This is a genomic window from Paenibacillus sp. MER 99-2, from assembly GCF_023714095.1.
Taxonomy (GTDB): Bacteria; Bacillota; Bacilli; order Paenibacillales; family Paenibacillaceae; genus Paenibacillus.
In genome coordinates this window covers 1-26,468 of record NZ_JAMAUZ010000017.1, presented here as the reverse complement: position 1 = coordinate 26,468, position 26,468 = coordinate 1, and the positions used below count along the sequence as shown (strand labels likewise).

Annotated in this window: 26 protein-coding genes and 1 rRNA gene; 17 read left to right on the top strand and 10 right to left on the bottom strand. The window is 44.0% G+C overall.

Annotated elements, in window-relative coordinates; genetic code table 11:
* Nucleotides 1-67: 67 nt before the first annotated feature.
* The 3 genes from iolG to M3636_RS28785 all read left to right on the top strand — a co-directional run bounded on the left by iolG (nucleotide 68) and on the right by M3636_RS28785 (nucleotide 3,161).
* Complete coding sequence (gene iolG / locus M3636_RS28795; RefSeq protein ID WP_251384717.1) at nucleotides 68-1,123, top strand: inositol 2-dehydrogenase; 1,056 nt, start codon at nucleotides 68-70, stop codon at nucleotides 1,121-1,123.
* Between the two features lie 65 nt (nucleotides 1,124-1,188).
* The gene (iolB, locus tag M3636_RS28790; RefSeq protein ID WP_251384716.1) at nucleotides 1,189-1,998 is read left to right on the top strand and encodes a 5-deoxy-glucuronate isomerase; all 810 of its coding nucleotides are present in this window, start codon (nucleotides 1,189-1,191) and stop codon (nucleotides 1,996-1,998) included.
* Nucleotides 1,999-2,150: 152 nt separating this feature from the next.
* Entirely contained in the window at nucleotides 2,151-3,161 is a 1,011-nt protein-coding gene (locus M3636_RS28785) for a LacI family DNA-binding transcriptional regulator (RefSeq protein WP_251384715.1), read from the top strand.
* A 244-nt stretch (nucleotides 3,162-3,405) separates the two neighbouring features.
* On the opposite strand, the gene M3636_RS28780 is transcribed toward M3636_RS28785, so the two are convergent.
* Both M3636_RS28780 and M3636_RS28775 read right to left on the bottom strand, forming a co-directional pair.
* Nucleotides 3,406-5,385, bottom strand: a complete 1,980-nt coding sequence (locus tag M3636_RS28780; RefSeq protein ID WP_251384714.1) for a methyl-accepting chemotaxis protein — start codon at nucleotides 5,383-5,385, stop codon at nucleotides 3,406-3,408.
* 113 nt (nucleotides 5,386-5,498) lie between these two features.
* Nucleotides 5,499-7,475, bottom strand: a complete 1,977-nt coding sequence (locus tag M3636_RS28775) for a methyl-accepting chemotaxis protein (RefSeq protein WP_251384713.1) — start codon at nucleotides 7,473-7,475, stop codon at nucleotides 5,499-5,501.
* Between the two features lie 227 nt (nucleotides 7,476-7,702).
* Between M3636_RS28775 and M3636_RS28770 the strand changes: the two genes are divergently transcribed.
* From M3636_RS28770 to M3636_RS28760, 3 genes are read left to right on the top strand one after another with little or no spacing between them, the layout of a single operon-like run.
* Nucleotides 7,703-8,371: a hypothetical protein gene (locus M3636_RS28770; protein WP_251384712.1), complete on the top strand. Its 669-nt coding sequence runs from the start codon at nucleotides 7,703-7,705 to the stop codon at nucleotides 8,369-8,371.
* Nucleotides 8,372-8,427: 56 nt separating this feature from the next.
* Nucleotides 8,428-8,931, top strand: a complete 504-nt coding sequence (locus M3636_RS28765) for a hypothetical protein (RefSeq protein ID WP_251384711.1) — start codon at nucleotides 8,428-8,430, stop codon at nucleotides 8,929-8,931.
* Entirely contained in the window at nucleotides 8,928-9,428 is a 501-nt protein-coding gene (locus M3636_RS28760; protein ID WP_251384710.1) for a GNAT family N-acetyltransferase, read from the top strand. Before M3636_RS28765 ends, M3636_RS28760 begins: the two co-directional genes overlap by 4 nt.
* 208 nt (nucleotides 9,429-9,636) lie before the next feature.
* Here M3636_RS28760 and M3636_RS28755 read toward each other — a convergent pair whose 3' ends face one another.
* From M3636_RS28755 to M3636_RS28740, 4 genes are all read right to left on the bottom strand, one after another.
* On the bottom strand, nucleotides 9,637-9,996 hold the full coding sequence (locus M3636_RS28755) for a hypothetical protein (RefSeq protein WP_145411153.1): 360 nt from the start codon (nucleotides 9,994-9,996) through the stop codon (nucleotides 9,637-9,639).
* Nucleotides 9,997-10,265: 269 nt separating this feature from the next.
* Nucleotides 10,266-11,066: a DUF4261 domain-containing protein gene (locus M3636_RS28750; RefSeq protein WP_128099929.1), complete on the bottom strand. Its 801-nt coding sequence runs from the start codon at nucleotides 11,064-11,066 to the stop codon at nucleotides 10,266-10,268.
* 113 nt (nucleotides 11,067-11,179) lie between these two features.
* On the bottom strand, nucleotides 11,180-11,536 hold the full coding sequence (locus M3636_RS28745) for a DUF1304 domain-containing protein (RefSeq protein ID WP_353056326.1): 357 nt from the start codon (nucleotides 11,534-11,536) through the stop codon (nucleotides 11,180-11,182).
* A 166-nt stretch (nucleotides 11,537-11,702) separates the two neighbouring features.
* Complete coding sequence (locus M3636_RS28740; RefSeq protein ID WP_251384709.1) at nucleotides 11,703-12,518, bottom strand: AraC family transcriptional regulator; 816 nt, start codon at nucleotides 12,516-12,518, stop codon at nucleotides 11,703-11,705.
* Between the two features lie 404 nt (nucleotides 12,519-12,922).
* On the opposite strand from M3636_RS28740, the gene M3636_RS28735 reads away from it, so the two are divergent.
* On the top strand, nucleotides 12,923-13,372 hold the full coding sequence (locus M3636_RS28735) for an SRPBCC family protein (protein ID WP_145411150.1): 450 nt from the start codon (nucleotides 12,923-12,925) through the stop codon (nucleotides 13,370-13,372).
* A gap of 172 nt (nucleotides 13,373-13,544) precedes the next feature.
* Nucleotides 13,545-15,068 carry a methyl-accepting chemotaxis protein gene (locus M3636_RS28730; RefSeq protein WP_251384708.1) on the top strand — a complete coding sequence of 508 codons (1,524 nt, stop codon included), beginning with the start codon at nucleotides 13,545-13,547 and terminating at the stop codon, nucleotides 15,066-15,068.
* Nucleotides 15,069-15,191: 123 nt separating this feature from the next.
* Here the strand turns inward: M3636_RS28730 and pyk are convergent, their stop codons facing one another.
* The gene (pyk, locus tag M3636_RS28725) at nucleotides 15,192-16,607 is read right to left on the bottom strand and encodes a pyruvate kinase (RefSeq protein WP_128099934.1); all 1,416 of its coding nucleotides are present in this window, start codon (nucleotides 16,605-16,607) and stop codon (nucleotides 15,192-15,194) included.
* Nucleotides 16,608-16,717: 110 nt separating this feature from the next.
* Here pyk and M3636_RS28720 point away from each other — a divergent pair, with 110 nt between their 5' ends.
* The gene (locus tag M3636_RS28720; RefSeq protein WP_128099935.1) at nucleotides 16,718-17,497 is read left to right on the top strand and encodes a helix-turn-helix transcriptional regulator; all 780 of its coding nucleotides are present in this window, start codon (nucleotides 16,718-16,720) and stop codon (nucleotides 17,495-17,497) included.
* Nucleotides 17,498-17,709: 212 nt separating this feature from the next.
* Here M3636_RS28720 and M3636_RS28715 read toward each other — a convergent pair whose 3' ends face one another.
* Nucleotides 17,710-18,381, bottom strand: a complete 672-nt coding sequence (locus tag M3636_RS28715) for a phosphatase PAP2 family protein (RefSeq protein WP_128099936.1) — start codon at nucleotides 18,379-18,381, stop codon at nucleotides 17,710-17,712.
* 313 nt (nucleotides 18,382-18,694) lie between these two features.
* On the opposite strand from M3636_RS28715, the gene M3636_RS28710 reads away from it, so the two are divergent.
* The 4 genes from M3636_RS28710 to M3636_RS28695 all read left to right on the top strand — a co-directional run bounded on the left by M3636_RS28710 (nucleotide 18,695) and on the right by M3636_RS28695 (nucleotide 20,836).
* Nucleotides 18,695-19,474: a CPBP family intramembrane glutamic endopeptidase gene (locus M3636_RS28710; RefSeq protein ID WP_251384707.1), complete on the top strand. Its 780-nt coding sequence runs from the start codon at nucleotides 18,695-18,697 to the stop codon at nucleotides 19,472-19,474.
* A gap of 127 nt (nucleotides 19,475-19,601) precedes the next feature.
* Complete coding sequence (locus tag M3636_RS28705) at nucleotides 19,602-19,838, top strand: DUF6953 family protein (protein WP_145411145.1); 237 nt, start codon at nucleotides 19,602-19,604, stop codon at nucleotides 19,836-19,838.
* 386 nt (nucleotides 19,839-20,224) lie between these two features.
* A complete protein-coding gene (locus M3636_RS28700; RefSeq protein ID WP_024633772.1) occupies nucleotides 20,225-20,425 on the top strand; it encodes a cold-shock protein in 201 nt (66 codons plus the stop codon).
* A 183-nt stretch (nucleotides 20,426-20,608) separates the two neighbouring features.
* Complete coding sequence (locus tag M3636_RS28695) at nucleotides 20,609-20,836, top strand: cold-shock protein (protein ID WP_056697134.1); 228 nt, start codon at nucleotides 20,609-20,611, stop codon at nucleotides 20,834-20,836.
* Between the two features lie 234 nt (nucleotides 20,837-21,070).
* Here the strand turns inward: M3636_RS28695 and M3636_RS28690 are convergent, their stop codons facing one another.
* A complete protein-coding gene (locus M3636_RS28690; RefSeq protein WP_128099939.1) occupies nucleotides 21,071-21,421 on the bottom strand; it encodes a hypothetical protein in 351 nt (116 codons plus the stop codon).
* Nucleotides 21,422-21,584: 163 nt separating this feature from the next.
* Here M3636_RS28690 and M3636_RS28685 point away from each other — a divergent pair, with 163 nt between their 5' ends.
* Complete coding sequence (locus tag M3636_RS28685; RefSeq protein WP_251384706.1) at nucleotides 21,585-22,310, top strand: class I SAM-dependent methyltransferase; 726 nt, start codon at nucleotides 21,585-21,587, stop codon at nucleotides 22,308-22,310.
* A gap of 137 nt (nucleotides 22,311-22,447) precedes the next feature.
* Here the strand turns inward: M3636_RS28685 and M3636_RS28680 are convergent, their stop codons facing one another.
* Nucleotides 22,448-23,092, bottom strand: coding sequence for a GntR family transcriptional regulator (locus tag M3636_RS28680; protein WP_145411142.1), 645 nt, complete (start codon nucleotides 23,090-23,092; stop codon nucleotides 22,448-22,450).
* Nucleotides 23,093-23,543: 451 nt separating this feature from the next.
* On the opposite strand from M3636_RS28680, the gene M3636_RS28675 reads away from it, so the two are divergent.
* The 3 genes from M3636_RS28675 to M3636_RS28665 all read left to right on the top strand — a co-directional run.
* Nucleotides 23,544-24,737 (top strand): ornithine--oxo-acid transaminase, encoded by a 1,194-nt coding sequence (locus M3636_RS28675; protein ID WP_251384705.1) that lies wholly within the window; start codon nucleotides 23,544-23,546, stop codon nucleotides 24,735-24,737.
* A 56-nt stretch (nucleotides 24,738-24,793) separates the two neighbouring features.
* Nucleotides 24,794-25,765 carry an arginase gene (gene rocF, locus M3636_RS28670; RefSeq protein WP_251384704.1) on the top strand — a complete coding sequence of 324 codons (972 nt, stop codon included), beginning with the start codon at nucleotides 24,794-24,796 and terminating at the stop codon, nucleotides 25,763-25,765.
* A gap of 624 nt (nucleotides 25,766-26,389) precedes the next feature.
* Nucleotides 26,390-26,468: ribosomal RNA gene (locus tag M3636_RS28665) — 16S ribosomal RNA — on the top strand; the annotation flags it as partial.

Here is a 26,468-nt window from a genome sequence, read left to right as displayed (position 1 = left end):
TCGTCTGATCACAATACAGCCTAAGTAAGTCTTGGAAGACTTGATATGCATACAGGGAGGTAGCGGGATGGGCAAGGACAAGGTAAGAGTGGGTATTATTGGCGCAGGACGAATTGGTAAAATTCATGCCGACAATTTGTTGCGCAATCCTCATGTGGAGATCGTAGGCATAAGTGATCTATTTGCGGGACCAGAGCTTGAAGCTTGGGCAGGGATGCGTGGTATCTCTGTGGTAACAACGGACAGTACAGAGCTTATTGAACATCCTGACGTAGATGCTGTGTTGATCTGTTCCTCAACAGATACTCATGTGCCACTTATTGAATTAGCAGCGCAAGCAGGTAAGCACATTTTTTGTGAAAAGCCTGTGAGTATGGATCTTCATCAGACAGAGACAGCCGTAGCGGCTGTACAGCAGGCAGGAGTGAAGCTACAGATCGGATTCAATCGCCGCTTTGATCATAATTTCAGACAGGTGCGCGCACATGTACAGGATGGCTCCATCGGAGAGCCACATATTATCAAGATTACCTCTCGTGACCCTAGCCCGCCGCCTGCGGAATATATCCGAGTATCAGGTGGGATTTTCATGGATATGATGATTCATGATTTTGATATGGCTCGTTATCTCTCAGGCAGTGAAGTAGAGGAAGTGTATGCACAAGGCAATGTGCTGGTGGATCCTGTATTTGCTGAATATGGAGATGTGGATACTGCGATTGTAACGATGAATTTTGCCAATGGAGCCATTGGTGTTATAGATAACAGCCGCCGAGCGGTTTACGGATATGATCAGCGTGTGGAAGTGTTTGGATCAAAGGGTAGCACTGCGGCTGCCAATGATCATCCGAATACGGTAGAGCTTAGCACAGCTACGGGATTGCTACGGGACAAACCACTTCACTTTTTCCTTGAACGTTACAACGAAGCGTATGTACAAGAAACAGCACTGTTTATAGAGGCTATCCTGAAGGATATACCTGTGATCGTGGATGGTCATGATGCGGTTCAAGCAGAACGGATTGCATATGCGGCTCGGATGTCACTCCAACAGGGAAGACCCGTCAAACTTCGTGAGGTACCGAGTGTATCGGTGGATTCGCAGACGGCTGTTCAATCTTAATTAACAAGTTAACCGCTATCACACTTTTGTTCTAAAATTGCAATTCGAGAGGAGTCGGTAACCGCATGTCAGAACGCATAGTGAAACCCGAATTCAATCCAGCAGAGGATGGAACACTGTTAACCGTTACGCCAGAGTCGGCCGGCTGGGAATACGTAGGATTTCAGGTGGTACAGCTGGAGGAGAATCAGACGTGGGGGCGTGAGAGCGAGGATCAGGAGCTCTGTATCGTTCTTCTTAGCGGACTTGCGAATGTGCGTACACAGAAGAACACGTGGGAGAGTATTGGGCGCAGAATGAGCGTTTTTGAGAAAATCCCTCCATACTCCGTGTATGTTCCAAGCTCGGATCAAGTACAGATTACTGCACTTACCAAGCTTGAAATTGCTATATGTGCAGCGCCTGGTGAAGGAAGTTATCCAGCACGTCTGATTGCACCTGAGGATGTAGGCGTCGAGACACGAGGATATGGTAATCTGGAACGGCAGATCCATAACATATTGCCAGAGCAGAAGGAAGCCGACAGTTTACTTGTCGTGGAAGTATTTACACCGGATGGACACTGGTCGAGTTATCCGCCTCATAAACATGATCGAGATGCGCTGCCAGATGAGTCATTGCTAGAGGAAACATATTATTTCCGTGTAGAGCCTCAGCAAGGCTTCGCTATTCAACGGATCTATACCGATGATCGTTCTGTGGATGAGACGCTGGCAGTCAACAATGGTGAAGTGGTGCTTGTCCCATGTGGATATCATCCGGTAGGTGCTCCTCCAGGGTATGAGGTGTATTATCTGAACGTGATGGCTGGGCCAACGCGGACATGGAAATTCCATAACGATCCTGACCATGATTGGCTGATGAACAAAAGATAGACTCCATCAGAGTCCTTAACATGTATGAACCTGTTTTATGCACGGGAAGAACCTACAGTTGGTTGCTTATGCGGACATCCCCCTGCATAATAAGAAGAAACGATTACCTATGTATAATGAACTTTATATGTAGAACAAATGGGGAAATAACATTGAAAGCAACCATTTACGATATAGCACGTGAAGCGGGTGTATCGATAGCGACGGTGTCTCAGGTTATTAACGGCAAAGGGAAAATCAGTGAAAAGCGTCGCGCTGAGATCATGGAGATTATGGAACGTCTGCACTATCAACCAAGTGCCATTGCCGCCGCACTTACAGGCAAACAGACATATACGCTGGGACTGCTCGTTCCCGATATTTCGAATCCATATTTCGCTGAGCTGGCTCGGGCGGTGGAGGATCGAAGTCGCAAGCTGGGATATAGCGTCGTGATCTGCAGTACAGATAACAAGGACGAGCGGGTAGAGCGTTACCTGAATCTGTTACAGCAAAAAAGAGTCGATGGCATGATGATCGGAACAGGGATCGATAATGCAGATATATTGGCACCACTGCTGCAACAGTCGATTCCTGTTGCGTTGATTGCCCGCCAGATGCCTACGCTATCTGTGCACACGGTCGCTATTGATGACCGATTAGGTGGTGCATTAGCCGCCCAGCACTTGCTTGAACTGAGGCACACCCGTCTTGCTGTGTTATCTGAACCGTTCAAGGTGAGCAGTAGTCAAGAACGCATCCGAGGTTTCCGTGAGCAGCTGCAGCAGGCAGGACACACGCTTGCATCGGAACGGATCAGAGCTTCTTCTGCTGACTTGAACGCAGCTAAACAGGAAGTGCTTCAACTCCTTAGCGATATCGAGCGCCCAACAGGTCTATTCTGTTGTAATGACATACAGGCGATAGGTGCGCTACAGGCAGCGAAGGAACTAGGCCTACGTGTACCTGAAGATGTGTCGATTATTGGTTTCGATAATACCATTCTGGCGTCAGTGACGAGCCCGCCGCTCACAACAATTGCTCAGCCTATTGAAGAACTAGGCCGTCATGCGGTGGATATTCTTATTGAAGAGTTGAAGGATCACAAGAAGCAGCCACAACAGAAGGTGTTGAAGCCTGAGTTGGTGGTACGAGAGTCAACAGGACGTAAGGTTGAACGCTAACAAGAGCATGCTCGCATGGCGTTATACCGTCACTCTCGCTCTCGCTCACACTAAGCACAACACTGGAGTATACAATAAATAAGCCACGTGATTCCCTGAGGGGAGACGCGGCTTATTTATTGTGTTGATCATTCCGTGAGCGAAGCAGATTCAGAAGTTGCGTAGTGAAGGACGAACAAGTTCGTTTATCCATTACTGAAGTGCTTCGAAGGAATACATCTTGTCCTAATTTGAACGTTTCCGTTTAGATTTTGAACTTCTTCACTTCTTGGAATAATGTGTTGGCATGCTGTGACAGTTCATTAGCACGTTTCGATATACTCGTCGTGTAATTAACCTGTTCTTGCGTTGAGGAGGCAACTTCCTCGGTGGAAGCTGCACTTTCCTCTGACATGGCTGCTACGCTGGAGATCACCTCAGCAATCTTGCCTGCGTTTCCATCCAGTTCAGTCGTGGCAGAAGATACAAGCCCTAGCTGGCTGTTGATACCGTCAATGGATTGCTTAATCCTTGTGAATGATTCGCGCATCTCATGCACAGCAGCGACTTGTTGATCAATGCCACCTTCAGCCGAAACCACCTCATGCACACTTTGGCGACTGGCCGCCTGAATCTCATCCAGCAATACGATGATATCCTGGGCAGAACTTGAAGATTGTTCGGCTAGCTTCCGGACTTCTTCGGCTACGACGGCGAATCCACGTCCATGTTCACCCGCTCTAGCTGCTTCAATTGAAGCATTCAAGGCAAGCAGATTAGTCTGTGAGGCAATGCCACGAATCATATCGACGATGCCTTCGATTTTCTGTGACTTGTCTGCCAGCAGTGTGATGGACTCTCCAACACGGTCAATAGATTTGCGATTATCGCCTGCAAGCTCGACTTGGTGGTCAACTGCCTGAATCCCGACTTGCATAGCTTCACTTGCTTCACGCATCATGTCGACGGATTGTTCTACACTGCGGTGAATACCGCTAACGTTATCACTCATCTCTGACAGACGACTTGAGCCATCGTAGACAGATTCGGCTTGTTTGCTGGAGCCTTGAGCCAGTTCATCTGTGGCAATGGAGATCTGCTCTGCTATGCGCTTTGTATTGTTCGTATGTTCTTCCATCTCACCAGAGATACGCTGTACCTGATCCGCGGAAGAGGTCACCTGTTGAAGCAGCGCACTCAGTTGATCGGACATCTGATTGAATGCCGTGCCCAGCTCGGCAAATTCATCTCTGCCTTTAATGTTCACTCGGCTGGTAAAATCACCACTCGACATCTGCTGGGATGTGCCATGCAGATTTCTCAGAGGCTTAATGAAGAGTGAGGCGATCCAATACGATGCAGCCATCACAACGAGCAGTGTAATTCCAATAATCAGAATATAATTGTTACGTAAGGTGTAATACTCGGCATAAGCGAGCTTTTCGGAAATTACTGCACCAATCACCCAGCCTGTACTCGGAATCTGGTGATAGAACAAGGAATAATTCTCATCGTTGTAACGGAAAAGCTTCTGCCCTGACGGGTTAGCTTGCATATCAGCCAGTAAAGGCTGGAGTTCTGGATCATCCGCAGCTGATGTATTCACGAGCTTGTCATCAGGGTGAGCCAAGAGCTGTCCTTTTTTATCAATTAAAAAGGTGTATCCTAGCCCATCCAGGTTGATTTTACTCACCGTGTCAGTAAGGGTAGAGAGAAGCAGGTCGGCTGCTGCAATTCCTTGCAGTTGACCTTCCTTATTCTGTACCGGCATGGCGATGGACACCGCATACTGATTGGTCACCATATCTAGATAAGGATCGGAGAATGTTAATTGGTTAGCCTGCTTGGCTTCCATGTACCATGGTCGTTTTCGGGGATCGTAATCAGCGTCAGGCACCCATCCGGAGCCATTAAGAAAATCACCGTTTTGTTCTGCACCAAAATAGAGATCCGAAAGGCTTTCTTTATTGCTACCAAGCTTCATAATATTAAAATAATCTGCATTGAGCTGCCCCTCAGGTATACCCTCCTGAATGATGAACGCCAGCGTTTCAACAACCTTAGCGTTACTGCTAATCCATCCATTTAACTCGTTGGCTGATGAGGTCATTAGTCCCTTTAATTTGGTGTCCACATGTAACGTGGCTTGTTTCTCGGTTTGAATCAAGCCCAGAGCTGCAAGTGGAACTGCCGTGATTAGTACGGCGGCGAGAAACATCATCATTAATTTTGGTTTGAGCTTCATTCCCATTCCCCCCAAGCATCCAATTCTATTTCTTCTGTTTGAATGAAACTTTAAGACTTACAACTTAGATAATATATCGTCAAAATGAAGCAGATATTTAGTATGGAGGAATATTAAATTTTAAATTTCTTAACTTCGTTAAATAACGTGTTGGCGTGATTCGTTAATTCTCTAGAGCGTTCTGAAATGGTTGTAATGTAATTGAACTGCTCTTGAGTGGAAGAAGCGACTTCTTCTGTGGAAGCAGCACTCTGTTCGGACATCGCGGCAACACTAGAGATCACCTCGGCAATTTTCCCTGCATTACTGTCGAGTTCAGAGGTCGCTGTAGAAACCTGTCTCACCTGATGGTCAATGCCATCGACCGATTGTTTAATTCGTGCAAATACATCCCGCATGTCATGAACGGAAGCAACTTGTTGTTGGGTGACTTGCTCGGCAGACGTTACTTCATCGACGCTTTGACTGCTCGCAGCCTGAATTTCACTCAGCAGCACAATAATGGAATCTACAGACTGGGAAGATTGCTCAGCTAGTTTGCGTACTTCACCCGCAACTACGGCAAACCCACGTCCTTGCTCTCCCGCACGAGCAGCTTCGATGGAGGCATTCAGGGCGAGCAAGTTCGTCTGAGCCGAAATATCACGGATCATGCTGGCGATATCTTCAATTTTGCGAGATTTATCCGCCAATAAGTGAATGGATTCTCCGACCTGTTGAATAGATTTACGGTTATCTTCTGCGAGATGCACTTGATGGTCTACGGCTTGTAATCCTGCGTGCATGGCGTCTGTTGCCTCCTGCATCATAGCTACCGATTGCTCGATACTGCCATTAATGTCGTTGACGGTGTGGCTCATTTCGGTTAGTCGGTTAGAGCCTTCATAGACAGACTCTGCCTGGCTGCTTGACCCTTGAGCGAGCTCGTCTGTAGCGATGGAGATCTGTTCGGCGATGCGCTGGGTATTCCCGGTATGATTCTCCATATCATGTGAAATGTCCTGAACCCGATCTGCAGACTGCTGTACCTGTTGTAACAACTGACTGAGCTGATCAGACATTGAATTGAAAGCCACTCCAAGCTCGGCAAATTCATCTTTTCCTTTGGAAGGAACACGTCCTGTGAAATCACCTTCAGACATTTGAGCTGACATGAGCTGGAGTCGTTTCAAAGGCTTGATTAAACGAGCGGCAACACCATATGCTGCTGCCAAAACAACGACGAGCGTAACTGTGATAATGAGAATGTATTGGTCGCGTAATTGATAATATTCAGCATAAGCGAGTTTTTCAGAAATGACTGAACCGACAATCCAGCCGGTACTTGGAATCTGTTTGAAGTATAAAAGCAGGTTATCCCCGTTATATTGGAAGGACTCCTGTCCTGATGGATTAGCTAACATCTCTGGCAGTAGAGGCCCCAATTCAGCATTGTCGGCGGCAGAGGTGCTTGCAAGCTCAGCTTTGGGATGAGCTAGGATGACGCCATTTTTATCAAGCATGAAGGTGTACCCTAACCCACCCAGATCAATCTGATTAACCGTATCGGTTAATTTGGAGAGCAAAATATCAGAAGCTACAACTCCTTGTAGCGCACCATTCTCTGTTTTTACAGGCATGGCGATGGACACCGTGAATTGTTTAGATTTGTTATCGATGTATGGATCGGTAAAGATCAGTTTGTCGGCTGCTACAGCTTCTTTGTACCAGGAACGTTCTCTGGGATCATAATCTGCTGCTTGGACGAAATCGGAACCATTTATAAACTGACCATCCTCGTTACCGTAATATAAATCCTCTATATTGTTCTGGTTGGTGCCTTGGTACATGATGGACAGATAGTCTTCATTCACATCAGAAGCTGGCACAGCTTCCTGGAACACAAGCCCCACCGTTTCTACTAATTTCTCATTGCCATGTAACCAACCGTCCAACTGAAATGTTGCAGCAGATACCAATCCGTCTAGTTTGTTGTTCACACTTTGAGTGGCTTGTTTGCCTGACTGATACAGACCTAGTGGTGCGAGTGCACCTGCTGTAACAAGGACGGTGATCAGGAAGGCCAACATCAATTTAAGTTTTAATTTCATACGTTACTTCTCCCCCTAGATGTCATAAATGTGTTAGCATGGTTAAAAGCTTATGAAGTATATCGTCATATAAATTTAAAATTTTAGAGATAATATTTCTGAATACGATTTCAATTGAAATTAATGAATAACTTTCATGTAGAATCAACGTTATTTACATAGATAGGGAAAAAGTAGGGACTTGTTCTAGGAGTTTAAAAGTCTAAGAGGTTAGGTGAAAAAGGGGAGTGAGTATCATTAAAAAGTGGGGATACATCTTATCTGCTTGCTTTGTTGCGCTCTTGATTCTGCTTAATCTCTCGCAAGAACAAGAATTAGAAGACCACACACCTCCTACTGCTGAGGTTGAGATTGTAATGGATTCTCTTAGTGATGTAGCCTTCCATTGGGAGATGACTAACTTGTCCTCTGAACAATTCCATTCTAGATATCTGGAGCTTACAGGCGAGGATTTTTCTCAGCTTAAGGTGCCAACTGGATCTTACTCCTCCAATATCTATCATGCAGAATATACCGCACTTGTCGATCTAGGAGCTGGTGTCGATGTGCAAACCGGGTTCCTTGCAGAAATTGAAGAAGTTCGGGATGGATCTGAGATACATAGGGAGTTTCGGCAGGTATATGAAAATACAAGTTATTTGACCCCAGAGGATGCCGATTCGACTAAACTTGTGAAGAATTATGTGATCGTGACTAAGCATGATAAATCCCGCGTACAGGTCAATTTTAGTGCTTCCGCCGATTGGTTGAGCAGTGAAGGTCAGCATAATTATGAATTAGGCGCGTTATCAGATGAGGAGCTTCGGCAACAGCTTTGGTTTCCAATGGAATCAGTGGACGGATCAGAAAAGGGATATCGTAGATATTTCAGTGGATCAGGTTGGGTAAAGCTCTGAGCATCCACGCTATAGAACTTTATTGAATTTTTATGAGAAGGGTGTATCGCTGTCATATGAAAAATAGAACGAAGTATATTCTAGCTATAGTTACGGTCATTGTAGTTGCCGCTGTTGCAATCCCGTTATATGTGAAGAGTCAGCATACTACGTTTCGCTCAGAGGTAACCGATCATATGACCATGCTTGATAAGATTGAGCTATTGCAGATACGTAAGATTACAAGAATCTCGTCCGCTGAGGCAGAAGAAGTCCAATTTAGAGATCAAAAGGGAATCCAGAATGTTTTGAAGCTATTCAAAGATGTTGAACTCAAAAAAGTGCAAGAGGCGAACCCTTTCAATGATCTACCCCATTATTACGAAATACGTATTGTAATTAATAAGGAGGGACGATTTACAGAACATTTCGGGGTTTGGGTCTATAGTGAAAATACGATATCTACTTATAATGGTGCCGCAACAAGGGATGCCTTTGGGGATTTTGAAATCACCAACAATGAATTCAACTTTAATGAACTTGAACGTATTTTTAATAAGTTAAAGGAGGAGGCTGCATGACTGATATTGTCGTTCGACCCATTGATGAGCGAGATGTTCCATTTTTGTGGGAAATGTTATATGCATCCTTGTATACCAGAGAGGGAGACGAGGCATTTGAACGGGATGTTATCCATAGCCCTGGTTTATCTAAATACGTAGATGGATGGGGAAGAGAAGGCGACTTTGGATTTGTGGCTGTGGCTACTCAAGAGGGGCAGGACAGAAGATTAGGCTCAATTACACTAAGGTTCTTCGATGAACACAATGCAGGATTCGGCTACGTCAATGCGGAGACACCAGAGATGGGAATGGCGATCATTGAAGAAGTACGCGGACAGGGCGTGGGTACACGCTTAATTCAAGCTGCATTGGAAGAAGCGAAGCAAAGGGATATTGCTGCCGTGTCACTTAGTGTTGATCCAGATAACGAAGCGATTCGATTGTATCGTCGATTTGGATTTATTGAAGTAGGCATGTGTGATACATCGGTCACGATGGTATGCGCTATACAGTAAGAGAGCGTAGATCCAAATTTAGAATTCCAAATGAAATAAATCTTGGATTTTCACTGGAAGATCAGGTTGTACCTACGGTCGAAAAGAGAACAGTGGAATTCAGGGCAGAACAGAACAGAGCAGAAAAGGCACTTCCATCAGGAAGTGCCTTTTTATGTGCAGTTTAGATTGGAATGCTCGTGAACGATAGGTCGAAAGCGTCGATTGATTATTTTAGCAAAAAGGCCAATGCTTCATCATACGTTTCCCATTGAAACTCGGTTTGATGATTGGAATCTTTGGAAATTCGATTCAACTGCATTTTGGCAATGGCTCCACCAACGGCCACACTGGCGCGTTTCATGCCCATTTGCGTAAGCATTTTCTGATGCTCTACAATTTTCTCTTTGGTATCTTGGGGGAATGCTTTCATATTACGCATATCAACCAACACATCGAATGAATCCCCTAGTGACTTACTCAGTTGTTGAATTTGTATGTTCGCCTGTTCCACTTGTTCTGGCGTTACAATTCCATCCCAAATAATCTCCAAAATGGATGTGTCTGAATCTAAAAGTCTAACGGACATTTAGGCAACTCCTCAGTCATGAAATGTATGTAAATGTGAGTCTATTTACCTAATAATTATACCTATTTTTAGCATAAATGAAAACTGTAATTGGCTCTGTGTAATACTTATGGACTATTTAGTCGTATGCGTGGGTTAATCTGAGGACGTGCAGCAATAAGCCAACAAGCGAAATTAAAAACCAAAAAAACTGCCATATCTATAAACGATAAAGGCAGCTTTATGGGGATGTAACATATGGTATTGCATTATCTATCGCTAGTAACAGACTAATAACCTATTTTGAGACTATGACCTTCTGTAGCTATTCCCTGCGAACGAGTGATTGGCAGCTTCTGTTCTGCGGTAAACCCAAGAGTCTCCCCGTCGTGCAACGTGACATCATTCTCGATGACATAAGTTGTAGTCATAAACATCATCTCATACACATCACTTAACGCTTCAGCAGATTGGGTGATTTCCATCTCGTCTTTCCCAAACCTACTTAAACCGTATGTATAAGCCGAAGCACCTTGAGCATCTTGGAATAAACCAATGTACACCCACAGCGATACGGGGAGCTCGTCCTCCTTCAGCCACCGACTGACTTCTACGTATTGACTTGCTTCCACAACAAGTGGCGCTAGATATATGGCGAGTGTATGATCCATCTGTAACAGGGCGCTAGCTGTCTTGGTGAATAGAATATGTCCTTGAATCGCATCGGTTGCATTCAGAACAGAAACTATAATTTGCGATTGATGTCGGGAAGTCACCTGCTCCGCTTCCCGCCACAGTATATTAAGTTTGGCATTCTCCTCGACTTCGCGATCAGGCACAGGAGCCGCTATATGAGCGCATACCACTTGCATACCGTTCACTTCGAAAAATAAATTGCTTTCTTCCGGTTGTTCCTCAATGTCTATGTCCCATTCCTGTTTCATCTTATGAATGAAGACATTCAAATCACATTCCTCACGTTCTAACAGAACGAATCCAACGATGGTTTCATATTGCGGAGTGGACGTTGAAACCTCATCTACCTGCACAGTTTCCTTTTTACGACGTCGAAGTTTATCAAACAATCCCATAAGACGTTCTCCTTTCAACCAATCACAGTAATTGACATAAGCTCTATGTCACTACCTTACCATAACATATGGGGAGAATGTAATAATCCGAGATGTCATGATAATGCATGTGATTAGAGGAACAGGACGAGAAGCAATGCAATAATGGCAGGCAAACCTTGTTTAACGATGATCGAGCGGGAGGAAGTTGCTCCTCCATAAATAGCCGCAATGACTACGCAGGCTAGGAAGAAAATTTGAATGTGCTGTCCAACAGCTGAGTCCGGATACAGTAGTCCCCAGATCAGACCCGCAGCGAGGAATCCGTTATACAGACCTTGATTAGCTGCAAGAGACTTGGTGGACTTAGCAAATTCAGGCGTGGTACCAAATGTTTTCATTGTACGCGGGCTGGTCCACATAAACATCTCCATCACGAGGATATACAAATGTTCAATAGCAACAAGAGCTACAAAAATCGTACTGATCACGAAAAAACACCTTGCTTTCTCATATGTATTTGATTACTTGTATACCAGTATAAAGCTTTCTCTTATAAACTGGAAGTATAAATATAATTTTGTGCAATTTAATTGTGTGTACACATACTATTCTTCATCATTCGTTAGATATAAGATTCGTCAGTCGAGCGTAGAATCAATGTTTTGAATGGTTATTTACGTAATCTTCGGGTGTGCTGCCTATGATCGACTTGAAGTCTTTAATAAAATGCGATTGATCATGATATCCAAGATCCTGAGAGAGTTGGACTAAATCGTAGTGAGAGCCTTGTTCGATGGATTCAGCCGCATTTTGCAGACGATATAACTTAATTACTGTTTTGGGGCTTATCCCTACATACTGATTAAACAGCCGCTGAAGTTGTCTGGTATGTATGTTAAAACAGGCAGCCAGGTCGTCCACCCTCAGCATATCGCGGTTTAGTTCAATCTGCGAAACAATCTCGCCAACGAATTGAGCCTTATCATCCTTGGCCGGCATATGTTTAAATAGAAGTTGATCCATATAACTGACTTTTTCCGAATCGTTCTTCATTCCAAGCAGATTATCTTCAAGTTCGTCTGAGGTAACATGAAGGATTGGCTCAACATGCAAAGGATTGCCATGTAGTGAAGATATAGGTGTACGGAGATAAGGATAACAACCGCCAGGCTTGAATTTTACGCCAAAAACACTTCCTTTATCCTTAATTTTGTAAGTGAATTTTCGTTTAGAAGGGCCATAGAAAAAAGTATTTCCGTGCTCGACAATGAGATTCACACAAGGATTAGGAACGATATGCTGCGGATAAGGTTGCTTCCCAGTAAGATCCCAGGACGCAATCCAGAAGTGCCTCACCCAGGTGCTTAATGCTTCAGAAGGAGCATAACGCTTCAACTGATATGTGGTGTCCATCTGATCAAATTTCAGTATACCCATGTTAGCTCTCTTCATATCATTCGCGGATTGCATCTCGTGTTAACCTCCTTGTCATCCTTTATCATTCTTGTCATTCTAGATCGTTGTCGTATAGCTAATCTTTATGTAGAGTGTGGAAGTTTTCTGCTGTATCCAAAAACGACTACAGGTTAAACCTGTAGTCGTTCATATTGTAGCATTAAAGTGTGTCATAAATCTGAAATAAGGAACGGATCTGTCTATTCATCTGCATTTCAATATATCATAGAAGAATATGGATAACGATACTTTTTTAGTGAAAGAAAAACGGATGCATTAGTTGGCTTTGTGAATAACCTCTTAGAGGTAAACTAACATATGCCTTGTCGTGTTTTTACAATACACCTTTAGGGTATAACGATAGGATAGTCATGTAAGTAACTCGCTTGTACATCAATTACATAAAGGGAGTGGATTGTGTGGAGCTGAAGTATGAGTTTTATATCAATGCTGGACTAGAAGAGGTGTGGAGTGCCCTAATCTCTCCAGATGGTACACGTAGCAGCTTCTTTGGCAGTGAGCTACGTTCGAACTTTCAGCCTGGTCAGCCTTTTGCTTATGTTGGGCCAGGGAACGATGGGGAAGAGACCGTTCATGTGTATGGACAGATTGTGGAGTTCGAACCCTTGTCTACCTTGAGTTATCTGGAGCACCCCGGCCCATCCTATCATGCGAATCATGAGGAGCTGCAATCCAGAGTGTCCTTCCAACTAGAGACCGTAGGGGAATGTACCAAGCTGACCTTAATTAATGATCAGTTCACGGACAATCATCCGTCAATCGCGAATGCACAGCAGAGCTGGTGGATGATTTTGAGCAGCATCAAGAGCTGGGTAGAGACAGGGAAGACCCTTCAGTTTGGTTGGTAATCGGTAGATGATCAGGAATGAAAGATAGCAAGACCTGTATTCAAAAAAATAAAAACCAATAAGCGCCGATGTGGCGCTTATTTTTATTGTATTTACGCAGGAGGGGGTGTAATCTGAACTCATGTCAGATCATGTCGAAATATAGGTGTATAACTGAAGAGGAGAAATGAATATGCTGTTTAACCGTACCCAAACGAACAAGCCCAATGATTCGCTACAACAGTTGCTGGAATATAGCCGTAAACTCGTGGTAGATGCAGAGAACAATGAGGTTAATGAACTCTCCACTGTGGGGACAGATTTACGCGAATATGCTGAGATTGTAAGCAATGTGAATAAAGCTATACATATAATGAACCAAAAAAATGAAGCATTGACGTTACGGCTGACCATGTTAAATCAAGTGATGAACATTGGGGTCTGGGAGTCTAACATCGTTGCTGGGGATGCGCTTGATCGCAATAATAAAGTGTCGTTCTCCGATGAATTCCGACGCATGCTTGGTTATGCGAATGCACAGGATTACCCTAATGAATTTGCAAGCTGGGCGAAATCCGTTAATCCGGAGGACAGACCACAATTGGTGCAAGCAATCACGGAAAATGTGAATAACCCTAGGGAAGCTGCCCCGTACAACGTGATAAGTCGAATGATATTAAAAAGTGGCGAGGTTCGGTGGTTCCGTTGTCTTGGCCAGGTAATTCGAAACAATGCGGGGGTTCCAATCAAGCTCTTAGGTATCATGTTTGATATCCATGATCAGAAGACGGAGTCGGATGAACTTGAAGCACTCGTAACACGTTATGACCTTGTCAATCGTGCGTTGGTCGAAGCACCCTGGGATATGACTGTTGTCGCTGGAGATGTGGTTAATCCGAACAATGAATTTTGGTGGTCACCTCAGTTCCGAAGAGAACTCGGATTCAAAGATGAGAATGATTTCCCCAATGTATTCAATAGTTGGAGCTCTCGTCTTCATCCGGAAGATCATGATCGCACCATTAATGCGTTTGCTGAACATATGAATGACTATAGCGGACGTACACCTTATGATCTGGACTATCGCTTACAACGTAAGGATGGTGAATATCGCTGGTATCATGCGGGTGGTGAGACGATTAGAGACAATAATGGAGTTCCACTGCGTGTAGCTGGAACGATACGTGATGTGACCCATGAGAAGAACAAAGCCCAGGTTGTCGAAGCGATGAATCTGAAAACAGAGCAGTTGTCTGAATCCATCAGTGAGATGGTGCGGGGTATTAACTCGATTACGGATCAGGCGCAGGAGCTGGTGACAGCACAGGAATTATCTGCTGAGGCTGCTACGCAGGTGAAGGTTAGTGCGGATGAAACGAAGAATATTACGACATTTATCCGAGAAATTGCAAGTCAGACGAATCTGCTTGGATTGAACGCAGCAATTGAAGCTGCGCGTGCAGGTGAGCTGGGACTTGGATTCGGCGTCGTTGCGGGGGAAGTGCGTAAACTAGCAGATCATAGCTCTGATGCAACGGTTAATATTGAAGACAGTATGCATGCAATGAAGACACTCATTGATCAGATTCTGGAACATATCAGCAACATGTCTACACTGACACAGAATCAGGCTGCTCTCACACAACAGGTGAATGCGTCCATGGATGAGATCAACACGATGTCCCAGGACTTAGTGAATTTCTCACGTAATTTGTAATAGGAACGAGGGGGTTAGCTCATCCGCTCGCAGCGGATAAATTCCTCAAAAAAGCCGTTTCTCTGTAATAGAGAAACGGCTTATTATGCATCGATATTGAAGTCAGTCTTTATATAAAGGGACTTATACTTGTTGAACTTTGATCAGGTTAGTGTTACCGGATTGACCGATCGGTACACCAGCGGACAATACAATGATGTCGCCTTTTTCGATATAACCTGTTTTGATCGCATTGCGTGTAGCGGACTCGAACATCTCATCCGTTGTAGTAACCTTATCTCCCATAACTGGAACAACACCTGAGAGTAGGCAAATTTTCGCAAGCACTTCTTCATGCTGTGTAACCGCAATGATTGGAGCTTTCGGACGATATTTGGAGATCATACGCGCCGTGAAGCCACTTTCAGTTGAAGTGATGATCGCTTTGGCATTGAGTACGAGAGAAGAACTTACAGCTCCTTGACTAATAACCTCAGTGATATCAGCAACTTGCTGTGCGGATTTTTGAGCAAATTGTTCTTTGTAATCAATCATCGTTTCTGCACGACGCGCAACTGCTGCCATCGTACGAACGGATTGTACTGGATATTTACCTGCAGCGGATTCACCAGACAACATGACAACGTCAGCGCCTTGAAGTACGGCATTAGCTACGTCACTTACTTCAGAACGAGTTGGACGTGGGTTCACTTGCATGGACTCCAGCATGTGTGTTGCAACGATAACCGGTTTACCTGCCCGGTTACATTTATCGATCATTTCTTTTTGCATCATTGGTACGTCTTCAATTGGTACTTCTACCCCAAGGTCACCACGAGCAACCATGATACCGTCAGAAGCTTCGATAATATCATCCAAGTTGGTCATACCCTCTTGGTTCTCGATTTTGGAGATGATCTGTACGTGATCCGCACCACGCTCTTTCAAGATGCTGCGAATTTCACGGATGTCATCGCCTTTACGTACAAATGAAGCTGCAATGATCTCGATGTTGTTCTCGATACCGAAACCAATGTGCATCACGTCGCGCTCAGTAACACCTGGGAGTGTCGTTTTGATTCCTGGCAAGTTAACACCTTTACGTGGCTTCAGAATGCCCCCGCTGATGATTTTACAATGAATATCTGAACCTTCGACAGACAATACAGTCAGATCAACCAGACCATCATCGATCAGAATGCGATCCCCAGGCTTCACAACCAGGTTCAATTCTGGATAGTTTACGGAGATACGTTCTGCGTCACCGAGAATTTCTTCTGTTGTAAGGATGAGCTCTTTACCTGCTTGAAGGTGGCAAGATGCTTCTTTCAATTTACCAATCCGTACTTCTGGTCCTTTGATGTCCATCATGACTGGTACATATGTGTTCAACTCAGAAGCTGCTTGACGAATGTTGTTGATCCGTCCAACGTGATCTTCCAGCTCGCCGTGAGCCATATTCAAACGGGCAACCGTCATACCTTCCTGGATCATTACCTTTAATAATTCGATTGAGTCACAAGCAGGTCCCATAGTACAAATAATTTTTGTTTTTAACATGCTATTTCCTCCTCATATTTTGCTTATATGTGTATTGTAGCGTTTTCTGTCGAATCAGGGTATGAACTATAGTACAATGATTGGAGTATAGTCCAATAATGAGGTGTATTATGGTCACTCCGTTAGAAGTACGACACATTAACGGTGTCGGATGGTTCGAAGAAGCCGTGCAAACACAGCAAACGTGGCGTCTTAGCTTGGTTACTTATGGAAAATGTGTATATTGGGTGAACGGTGAAAAACTGATCATGGAGAAAGGCGAGCTACTTATTATTCCTGGTGGTGTTGCTTATTATGGTAAAAGCATCCCTACTGTTACACATACCCAGATTGTTGTGCAATTAACAGGACAAACGCCTGAGTCACTGTCAGCATTAGACCGAGCAGAGGTCTTGCGGCATAAGCCAGGATGTTACGAACTGATCCATGAACGTATGAAGACTATTCATCAGCAGTGGCAGGAGCGCCCTTCTTATTATGTCATGATGAGCCAAGCCTTATTGATGGAAGTGTTAATTTACGTGAATCGTGAGATGGATCGAGGAATTATTCCACCGGAGCGTCATATGCAGGCGGAGCGTATGAAACGATATATTGAGCGTCATTATAGAGAGAAGGTAACGAAGGAAGAGCTGGGTGATGAGATTGGTAAGACCCCTAACTATGCAGCAGCGTTATTTAAAAGTATGACCAACCAGACTATTAGCCAATATGTCCATGATCAACGAATGAAGAGAGCCGTATACCTGCTTACCGAGTCACAGCTCTCTATCCAAGAAGTTGCTGAATTCCTCGGTTATCGCGACTTGTCTTATTTTTACCGAATCTTCAAACGAATTATTGGAAGCCCGCCGTCTGATTTTCTGCATGAGCGTCCGCCTGTAATCTGATAACCGCAGTAATGGGTATTATGGAATCGTTCGTCTGAAGGGTTAATTTTGCTTCTTTCTTCTATTAAAAAGACATGAAGGCTAAAGGTATGGGATTAGAGATAGATGTAGGTGTAGATACGCAAGTGGATGAGCGAATAAAAAAGAGAGCCTTCGGCTCTCTTTTAATGTACCAGGTGGTGAATTGCACCAACCTGTGTGTTATTACTAATTTAAGCATTGCTGCTGGTGTTGGTGGCACCCAGCGTTTGTTTTTCTTTTTGGTGAGCCGAGCTACGACGAAGGAGTGCTGCATGAACTGCCCAGTAGGCTGCTTCAGCAAACAGGATTCCACCGGCAACATCGAGCAGAGAATGCTGTTTTACAAAGACAGTGGAAGCGATGATCAACCATAACCAAACGGATAACGAGATTCGTAGCACCGGTTTGAAGTTCAAATGACGGTTGATGATAATAAACAGCATGTAGCTCGTGAGACAGTGGATACTTGGAAAACAGTTGAACGGTGCATCATTCGTATAAATGAACTGAACCAGCCAGCTACTCAAATCGGTGCCACCTACAACAGGCCGTGGTACATGTGTCGGAAACACCGCAAAACAGATGTTGGCCGCGATGACCCCTACGTTATACGTAAGTAATGTACGCCAAAATAATGATTTGTTGGTCAGTCCCAGATAGATAAATCCAAGATACAGAATGGGCATCCAACTGATATATGGGTAGATAAATTCTTTGATAAAAGGAATTTGGGTATCAATCCAAGCATAATTGTAGAAGACGTCACTACCCGTGTTACTACCTAAAAAAACATAAATGGAGCCTTGCAACGGTATACATAGTATAGCCAGCAGATGTCCCCAGCGTTGAAATAGTGCTTTCATAAGTTCCCCCTGATCTTTGATGTGCGTCCTGCACGGTCTTTGGATTCTCTCTATAATAAGACGTTGCTCCGTGGTTGTTACCCTGCAGGAATGAAGGTGTAAAATTTTCATATTACTATAATGTACAGAACTAGATATAAGCCATACCTGATTTTAGGGGAAAACCCCTTCAAGAAAGTCTCTTTTTTGTTACTTTTATAGTTTTATCCAAAAAAGGATACTGTAATATATTGCATATTGTAGTACAACTATAGTGTCATCCTAATTTTGGTGACATCGACAAAAGAAAATGAAAAGAGGCTGGTGCTACCCGATGACACACGCACAAATTAGAAAAGAATCGTTCTCAAAAAGGAGACCAATCCTGGCTGTAGTCATCATTGAGCTTTTGCTCTTATTCGCTGTGTTTGCAGCAGGTGCAGTGGCAACGATCAAGCAACTGGACTACACGTCTCCTGTGCTCCTGTCATTTATACCGATTGCAATTGTACTCATCACCTATTTAACCTTGCGGCGCAAGTGGGGTGAGATCGGATTCCGGTCTTTAAGAACCATTCCAGCGCAACATGCAAAGTATTATATTCCGCTACTACTTGTATTGGGTACAATCGCTTTGAAGGGATTTGGAGAACTTACACTATCCAAGGTGATCTTTTTTATCTTCTTCACCCTGCTAGTCGCTTTTGTTGAAGAAACGATTTATCGTGGATTGGTATTTAATATCCTTCTAAGAAAGAGTGCAGTTGCTGCTGTCCTAACCTCCAGTATCCTTTTTTCGATTACGCATATTATGAATGCTCTATCCGGCCAAGATATAGCTGATATTGCTTTGCAGCTTGTTTACGCTCTTTTGATTGGGGCTGTTTTGGCACTGTTAATGCTCAAGAACGGAAATATTGTGCCATTAGTTTTATTTCACTTTGTACATAATTTAATTCAATTTCTGGGAGACGATTTACAAGATACAGGAACGCTCCCTTATGACATCTTTATATTAGTTGTACTTGTGGGTTACTGCATCTGGTTAACATATAGTCTGCGAACACATCGACATAACATGGAATCAAGTCATACTTCTAAACCCGTTAATTGATAAAAAAATTGACATGATAGTCTGATTGCCGTCAATCCTATGGAACGTGTTATACTTAATTAGACGGTAAACAGGTTGCGTGTTGAAACGTAAGTTAAACCGTACGATGTACGATTGTGGGTGTAATATGGAGAAAACTGCACAGGAAGTGGCAGAATGGATGGTACAGGAGATTAAATTCACGGGCACGCTTCGTCAAGAAGCTGCTATAGCATATGTGAAATCCAATTTTGGAGAAGAATTTGTGTTTGTGAATGAGAGCGGGAATGCATCCTTAGCAAAAGAAGTGAAAAAAGCGTTCCGCAAGCTGCACGGTGGACGGATTGCTTGGGATCGAGATAGCTTTACGTGGGCCTGGACATAGCATTCATGAGGCAATACAGAACCATACAGGAACGCTAAAATTGCATGCGCTCGGAATTTTTATAAAAAAGGGTATAATTTGGATAGCTTTTGCATATCCTTTGGTAAGACCGTGCAGGAGCAGGGGGGCTTGAAAACCCTGTTGTACTGCGCGGAATAACATGTATTTCCAAAGCTGTTTGAAAAGAAAATACAAAGATTTGCTTTTTGGCAGAATCAGAGTTATAATAAGTACATGTTGTAGAGAAGTGGAAAACCTAATTCACATATTGTAAAGGGCGATCACTTATAGGTTATGACTGGTACCTTTTTCAATGTGTGAATTTTTATTTGCTTGCTGCAAAGAACAAAGGAACATGTTAATCTTTATTTGGAGGTGTAATTCACATGCAAAACGGAACAGTAAAATGGTTCAACGCTGATAAAGGCTTCGGTTTCATCGAAGTTGAAGGCGGAGAAGATGTATTCGTACACTTCAGCGCTATTACAGGCGAAGGCTTCAAAACGCTGGACGAAGGTCAACGCGTGCAATTTAAAATTGTACAAGGAAACCGTGGTCCTCAAGCAGAAGAAGTTGTAAAACTGTAATTAAAGCTAGCTGCCTTTAACATGTTATAATGGTAAAGGCAGCTTCTTTTTTTTGTTATATAATGAAAGTTGGCCCAATAGTTGTCGAGGCAGGAGTCTGGTGGAGTGCGAACTTCCGCTAAGATAGGTTTCTGTGAAATAACGTCGGTTAGATGTTTTTCCATAACAAAGGGGGTAGAAGTCATGTATAATCGCAAAAAACCGTTGGAAGAGATTCCACAAGCGGATGCGGCAATCTGGGAATGTACGAGTGATACGTGCAAAGGATGGATGCGGGACAATTTTGCGTTTGATAGCGTGCCTACTTGTCCGATATGTGCTTCTGAGATGGTTAGCACGACTAGGATGCTGCCATTGCTTGAGAATTCGAATAGTAACCTGAAAACGATGTCTAAAGGAAATCGGATTTAACATAGCTTACCCGCCTCTTACGAGGTGTTTTTTTTTAAGTTAAATAGACACCTGTTGTTTAAAGGTATGGGTACTAAATATGAAGTTCCTGGCATTCGTTTTGGCGAATGCCTTTTTTGTTGTTATAACAAAGTGCATTTTATATTAAAAAATAAGCTTCTCGCACTGCGAGAAGCTTATTGCTTTATTCACCGATAACTAACACGAATGAGCTACTCGTTCACGTTCTAAAGATTAGATGAAGAGGAAAGGCAGTAACAGGAGTGTAGAGACGAGTGCAATGTCAAATCCTGTACCGAACCCGCGTCCGTATCCACGACCATATCCGCGCCCATAACCATACGGACCATAAGCTGAGGATTGAACCGTTTTGGCAGCATTCTTTTTACCTTTTTTATGCTGCTGTTGCTTGGTTTGAACAGAAGAGAGTCGAGGTCCCTCGTAACAGCCATCTAAATATATTTTGCCATCACGACATCTTCCAAGTGTGCCATACATATGCTTCCCGTCTTTCATAATAAGACAAACCGGGCGTCCAACGTGCGGAGACACCGTATCTTCACATACCGGATGAATTCTATACATGCATATCCCCCTCGTAGTTGCGGTTGCCGCCTGAAATCAACGGTTTCTATATCATAGTAAAAGGTAGGAGTTTTGGTATGGACGAGTACCCGGAAAAAGCATAGGGAGGAGCCGTTTTTGAAATTGCTCCATACACTGAAGGGTGTAGGAAGGAGTTGGAGTTATGGACTACCATGATTTACTGGCTGGATTGGGGGAAGGCAGTGCGCATCCGGGTGGTTTCGAAGCAACGGTGCAATTGCTGGAGTCCTTATCTCTGCCACCTCGTATTCAGATACTTGAAGTGGGTTGCGGTACGGGAAGGACAGCATGCCACTTAGCGCGTCATGGTTATCGTGTGACTGCGGTAGATCTTCACCGCGGAATGTTGGAGAAAGCTGTGCGACGTGCTAGGCGTGAACGGTTGGATATTCGTTTTATCCAGGCCGATGCGACGGCTTTACCTTTTCCAGATGGTCGGTTCGATGTGGTGTTTGTGGAATCTGTCACGATATTTACCCGCTGGCGTGCTGCTCTGTCTGAATATAAGCGTGTTTTGAAGCCGGGTGGTCTGTTGATTGATCGAGAGATGATATTATCCGGGCGGAAGACGGAGATCATGAGCCGTAAGTTGAAACGATTCTATGGGATCAGGACACTGGCAAGCATAACTAGGTGGAAAAGACGGCTGAGACAAAGTGGGTTTACAGCAATTACAGTGCATGAACATTCACGCTCGATGGGAAGATGGAGTGTGGATCATGATCCTTATCGGGAGATGGATATGACATTGCTTGAGGATGAGCAAGTGCAGCGTATGGGTGGAATGAATGATCGGTTACTCGCTAAGTATGGCAGCCGTTTGGGGTATGCTGTTATTGAGGCAAAGGTGCCGTTAAAGGATGAGTGAGAATATAGTGATGGTAAAGAATTCGCTATTGCTAGAGGGTGTTTGTGAGGTGTATCTAAATTAAGAGGGCAGTCCGTATGTTACGGGCTACCCTCTGGTTGTAATGACGCTATTACTGTATCCTCTGAGATTGCAGGTTATAACATATCATTGTCGATGATTCGCCAGTGATGTTTGAGTAGAGCTTCCAATTGAAGCTTATCCTTTGCTTGAAAAGCGCTGAGAATTTGCCGGTGCTCTTCGTTAACTTCATGAAGCACACTAGACAGCTTTGATTTATTATCGCTCACATAGGATTGACGGATGAAGCTATTCTTCAGTGTGTTTAACATTTCGATCACTGTAGCATTACCACACCGCTGAATGTATAAATTGTGAAACTGGTATTGATCCTTGTTATAGGCTGCCAGGTCCAATTGGTTAATCGCTTCGTCCATTCGAGCAATAAGAGTTTCCATCTCGAGTAACTCCGAGGTTTTGAGGAGGTCTACAGCCAGAGTTGCAGCAAGTGCTTCGAGAGCCCCGATGGCTTGAGAAAATTCTAACTTTTTGCCTGCATCAAAAGGAGTGACGATAAAACCTCTACGAGGGATATATTGCAGCAAATTGTCTGAAGCGAGTTGGAACAGCGCCTCCCGCGTAGGCGTACGACTGATGTCTAGTTTTTTACAGATCTCTGCCTCGTTGATTTTTTGGTTAGGGAGTAGTGTTCCGTCTTGAATTTTCTGTGCGATATAATCGTAAACATGATCTTTCAAGGATCGGTATTTAGGTACTTCCATACCGAATCCTCCCTTCTATATAGTGATGATTAGATGTGTGTGGGGGTATGACCCCGGATTGGTGCACCGCTCAAGTGTTTCAAGTTTTTATCATCTTAACACCGAGGTGGGAGTTGGGCAAGCAAACGTAAGCGTTAACTTGCATAATGATGGCACGGAATTGTAACCGGGTTATGTTATGGAGAAGGGACATATAAATGTGTTTCTTGTGTTGCTATCCAGTGCATTGTTTGATACTATTACTTACAATAAAGACCATATATTGTATGTTGTATATTGTATACAAATTCACATTGTAAATTTTTCTATAAAATAATCATATATTAAAGAAGCATCTGTCGAGTCTAGACTATTGTGAAATAAGTGAAGATAAGTTGTAGGTAGTTAGGGCAAAGCATACACTGATGTTGTATTTTGTATACAATATAATGTTAAAGGAGTGCTGAGATCTATGCCGGATTCTAAACAGCTAATGGAATGGTCGGAACGTTATGCAGCTCCGAATTATCACCCTCTTCCGATTGTGATAGAACGTGCTGAGGGGGTCTGGGTGGAAGATCCGGAAGGTCGGCGTTACATGGATATGTTGAGTGCATACTCGGCTATGAATCATGGGCACAGGCATCCAACCATTATACAGGCACTGAAGGAGCAAGCCGATCAAGTGACATTAACATCGCGTGCGTTCCATAGCACGACTGCTTCTCATTTTTATCAGAAACTTGCACAGTTCACAGGCAAGTCGAAGATTTTGGCGATGAATACCGGTGCTGAAGCTGTAGAGACTGCCGTAAAGGCTGCTCGCAGATGGGCATATCGCAGCAAGGGAGTGCCGGAAAACCAGGCAGAGATCATTGTGTGTGCAGGTAACTTTCATGGCAGAACATTAACCGTGACTTCATTCTCATCTTCCGCAGAATACAAGAAAGATTTTGGTCCCTTTACTCCGGGCTTTCGCATTATTCCGTATGGTGACCTTGAGGCATTGAAACAGGCCATTACTCCGAATACAGCTGCATTTCTAGTAGAGCCGATTCAAGGAGAAGCGGGAATTGTTATTCCGCCAAAAGGGTATCTTGCAGATGCATTTGCTTACTGCAAGCAGCAACACGTACTAACTATAGCTGATGAGATCCAGACTGGATTCGGTCGAACGGGGCGTCGGTTTGCCTCCGACTGGGAGGGAGCAGAGCCTGATCTATGGATTATGGGCAAAGCCTTAGGTGGCGGAGTGATGCCTATATCTGCTGTTGCAGCAGATGCAAGCATATTGGATCTATTCGAGCCGGGATCACATGGTTCTACGTTTGGAGGTAATCCATTAGCATGCGCGGTTGCGATTGCGGCCTTGGAGGTATTAGAGGATGAGAAGCTTGCTGAGCAATCAGATCGTTCGGGTCATTATTTTATGAAGCAGCTTCAGAGCATTCGTAGTTCGGTTATCAAGGAGATTCGGGGTCGTGGGTTGTTTATTGGTGTTGAACTACATGTGCCGGCACGTTCTTTTTGTGAGCGATTAATGGCTGAAGGGCTGTTGTGCAAAGAGACGCATGAGACCACAATACGCTTTGCGCCACCGTTAACGATTACGAAGGATGAAATGGATTGGGCGTTAGAGAAGATTCATAAGGTGATAAGCGATTAGTTCTATAACGTAATGAATGACTTACTTCATACAAAGTATTGAGGGAGATGACTTGCATGGGAAAAGATGAGCACAGTTTTGCAAGTAAGCCGCATGCTTTTAGTGAGTTACCTCGTAAGTCTGACGAAGACAGCCGCCAAGTTGCTATTATTAAAGTTCCCTTCGGTTTAGCTGGAGCAAGAGGTGGGGCAGAGCTGGGGCCGGATGAACTGATTACTGCAGGGTTGAGAAGAGAAATTGCGAGACTAGGTCTAACTGTTCAACGAGAGGTTGGAGTGGATTGCACGAGTATGCCTGCTTCTTCCACTGTTCAATTCAGAGGGAAACATCTATTGGAAGTACGTCAGGTGAGTGAAAGAGCGTGTCGTGAAGTTTCTAATGCGGTTACTGCGGGTGCTTTTCCTCTGGTACTCGGTGGTGATCATAGCATCGCTATAGGTACTTTAGCTGGGTTAAGCGCGAACTACTCCAAGTTGGGAGTAATCTGGTTCGACGCACATGCTGATCTCAACACTGAAGAGCATAGCTTATCAGGAAATATGCATGGCATGGGATTAGCGGTAGCGATGGGGCATTCTGCGTTTAACTTTTCTCAAATTCCTGGTGCTGGTTCATTCATTGATCCTTCAAGGGTCGTTTACATTGGTTTGCGTGATCTAGATGACTATGAGAAGCTTCAGATTAGAACACTTGGCATCAAAAGCTATACGATGCATGATATCGACCGCTTGGGCATAGAGCAGGTTATTAAACAGGCACTCTCTATAGTAGGTGAAGGTACGGACGGAATCCACATCAGCTTTGATATGGATTGCCTTGATCCTCGTGAAGCTCCGGGGGTAGGAACACCGGTGCCAGGAGGGCTGAATTATCGTGAAGCGCATTTTGCATTGGAGCTGCTTGCATCGACGAATCAAATCACATCAATGGAACTGGTAGAGGTCAATCCCTTGTTTGATCAGAACAGACATACAGCAAGACTCGGTGTGGAACTGATCGCTTCTCTGCTTGGCAAACGAATTCTGTAGAGGATATGAATTGTGAGTTGAATTGGCATCCTTTGGTCATTGAGTTTGAGTAATCTGTATTTAGTTGGAGTTCTTACTATAGAAGAAAGTGATCTGATGATGAGCCAGTGCGGTTACCTTTTCATTAGGAGGAGGGGGCGCGTTCTGGCTTTTGTTGTGTTTTGCTTATGAGTTTTGTGTAATAGGTAAAGATGGAGGTGGGCATTGTGAATAGTCGTTGAAAGGGTGGATGAGTTAGTACGGTATAAGGAGGTTACGGATATTTAAATCTTTTCAAAAAAAAGCTTGCGTTCCAGATCTGTACATGGTATATTCTAATTCCGGCCAAGAAAACACGAGAAACACGGTGCGGCAAGCAAATGAAATAAGCTTCGAAAGAAACTTAAAAAAAGAGCTTGCGAAGTTGGTTCGGATGTGATAAGATATAAAAGTTGCTGACGAGAAGTGATGTCGGCGCTGAAATAAGTTTGATCTTTGAAAACTGAACAACGAGTGAGTAACGATCTTGCTTGCAAGATCGACGCTAAGAAATCCGTACATGTCTTCGGACTGGATGATTTCGAAGCACAAATGAGATTTTAATCTCGTCAGATTCAAAATGAGCTAATCGCTCTTTTCAATACTTTATTGGAGAGTTTGATCCTGGCTCAGGACGAACGCTGGCGGCATGCCTAATACATGCAAGTCGAGCGGACTTGAAGAG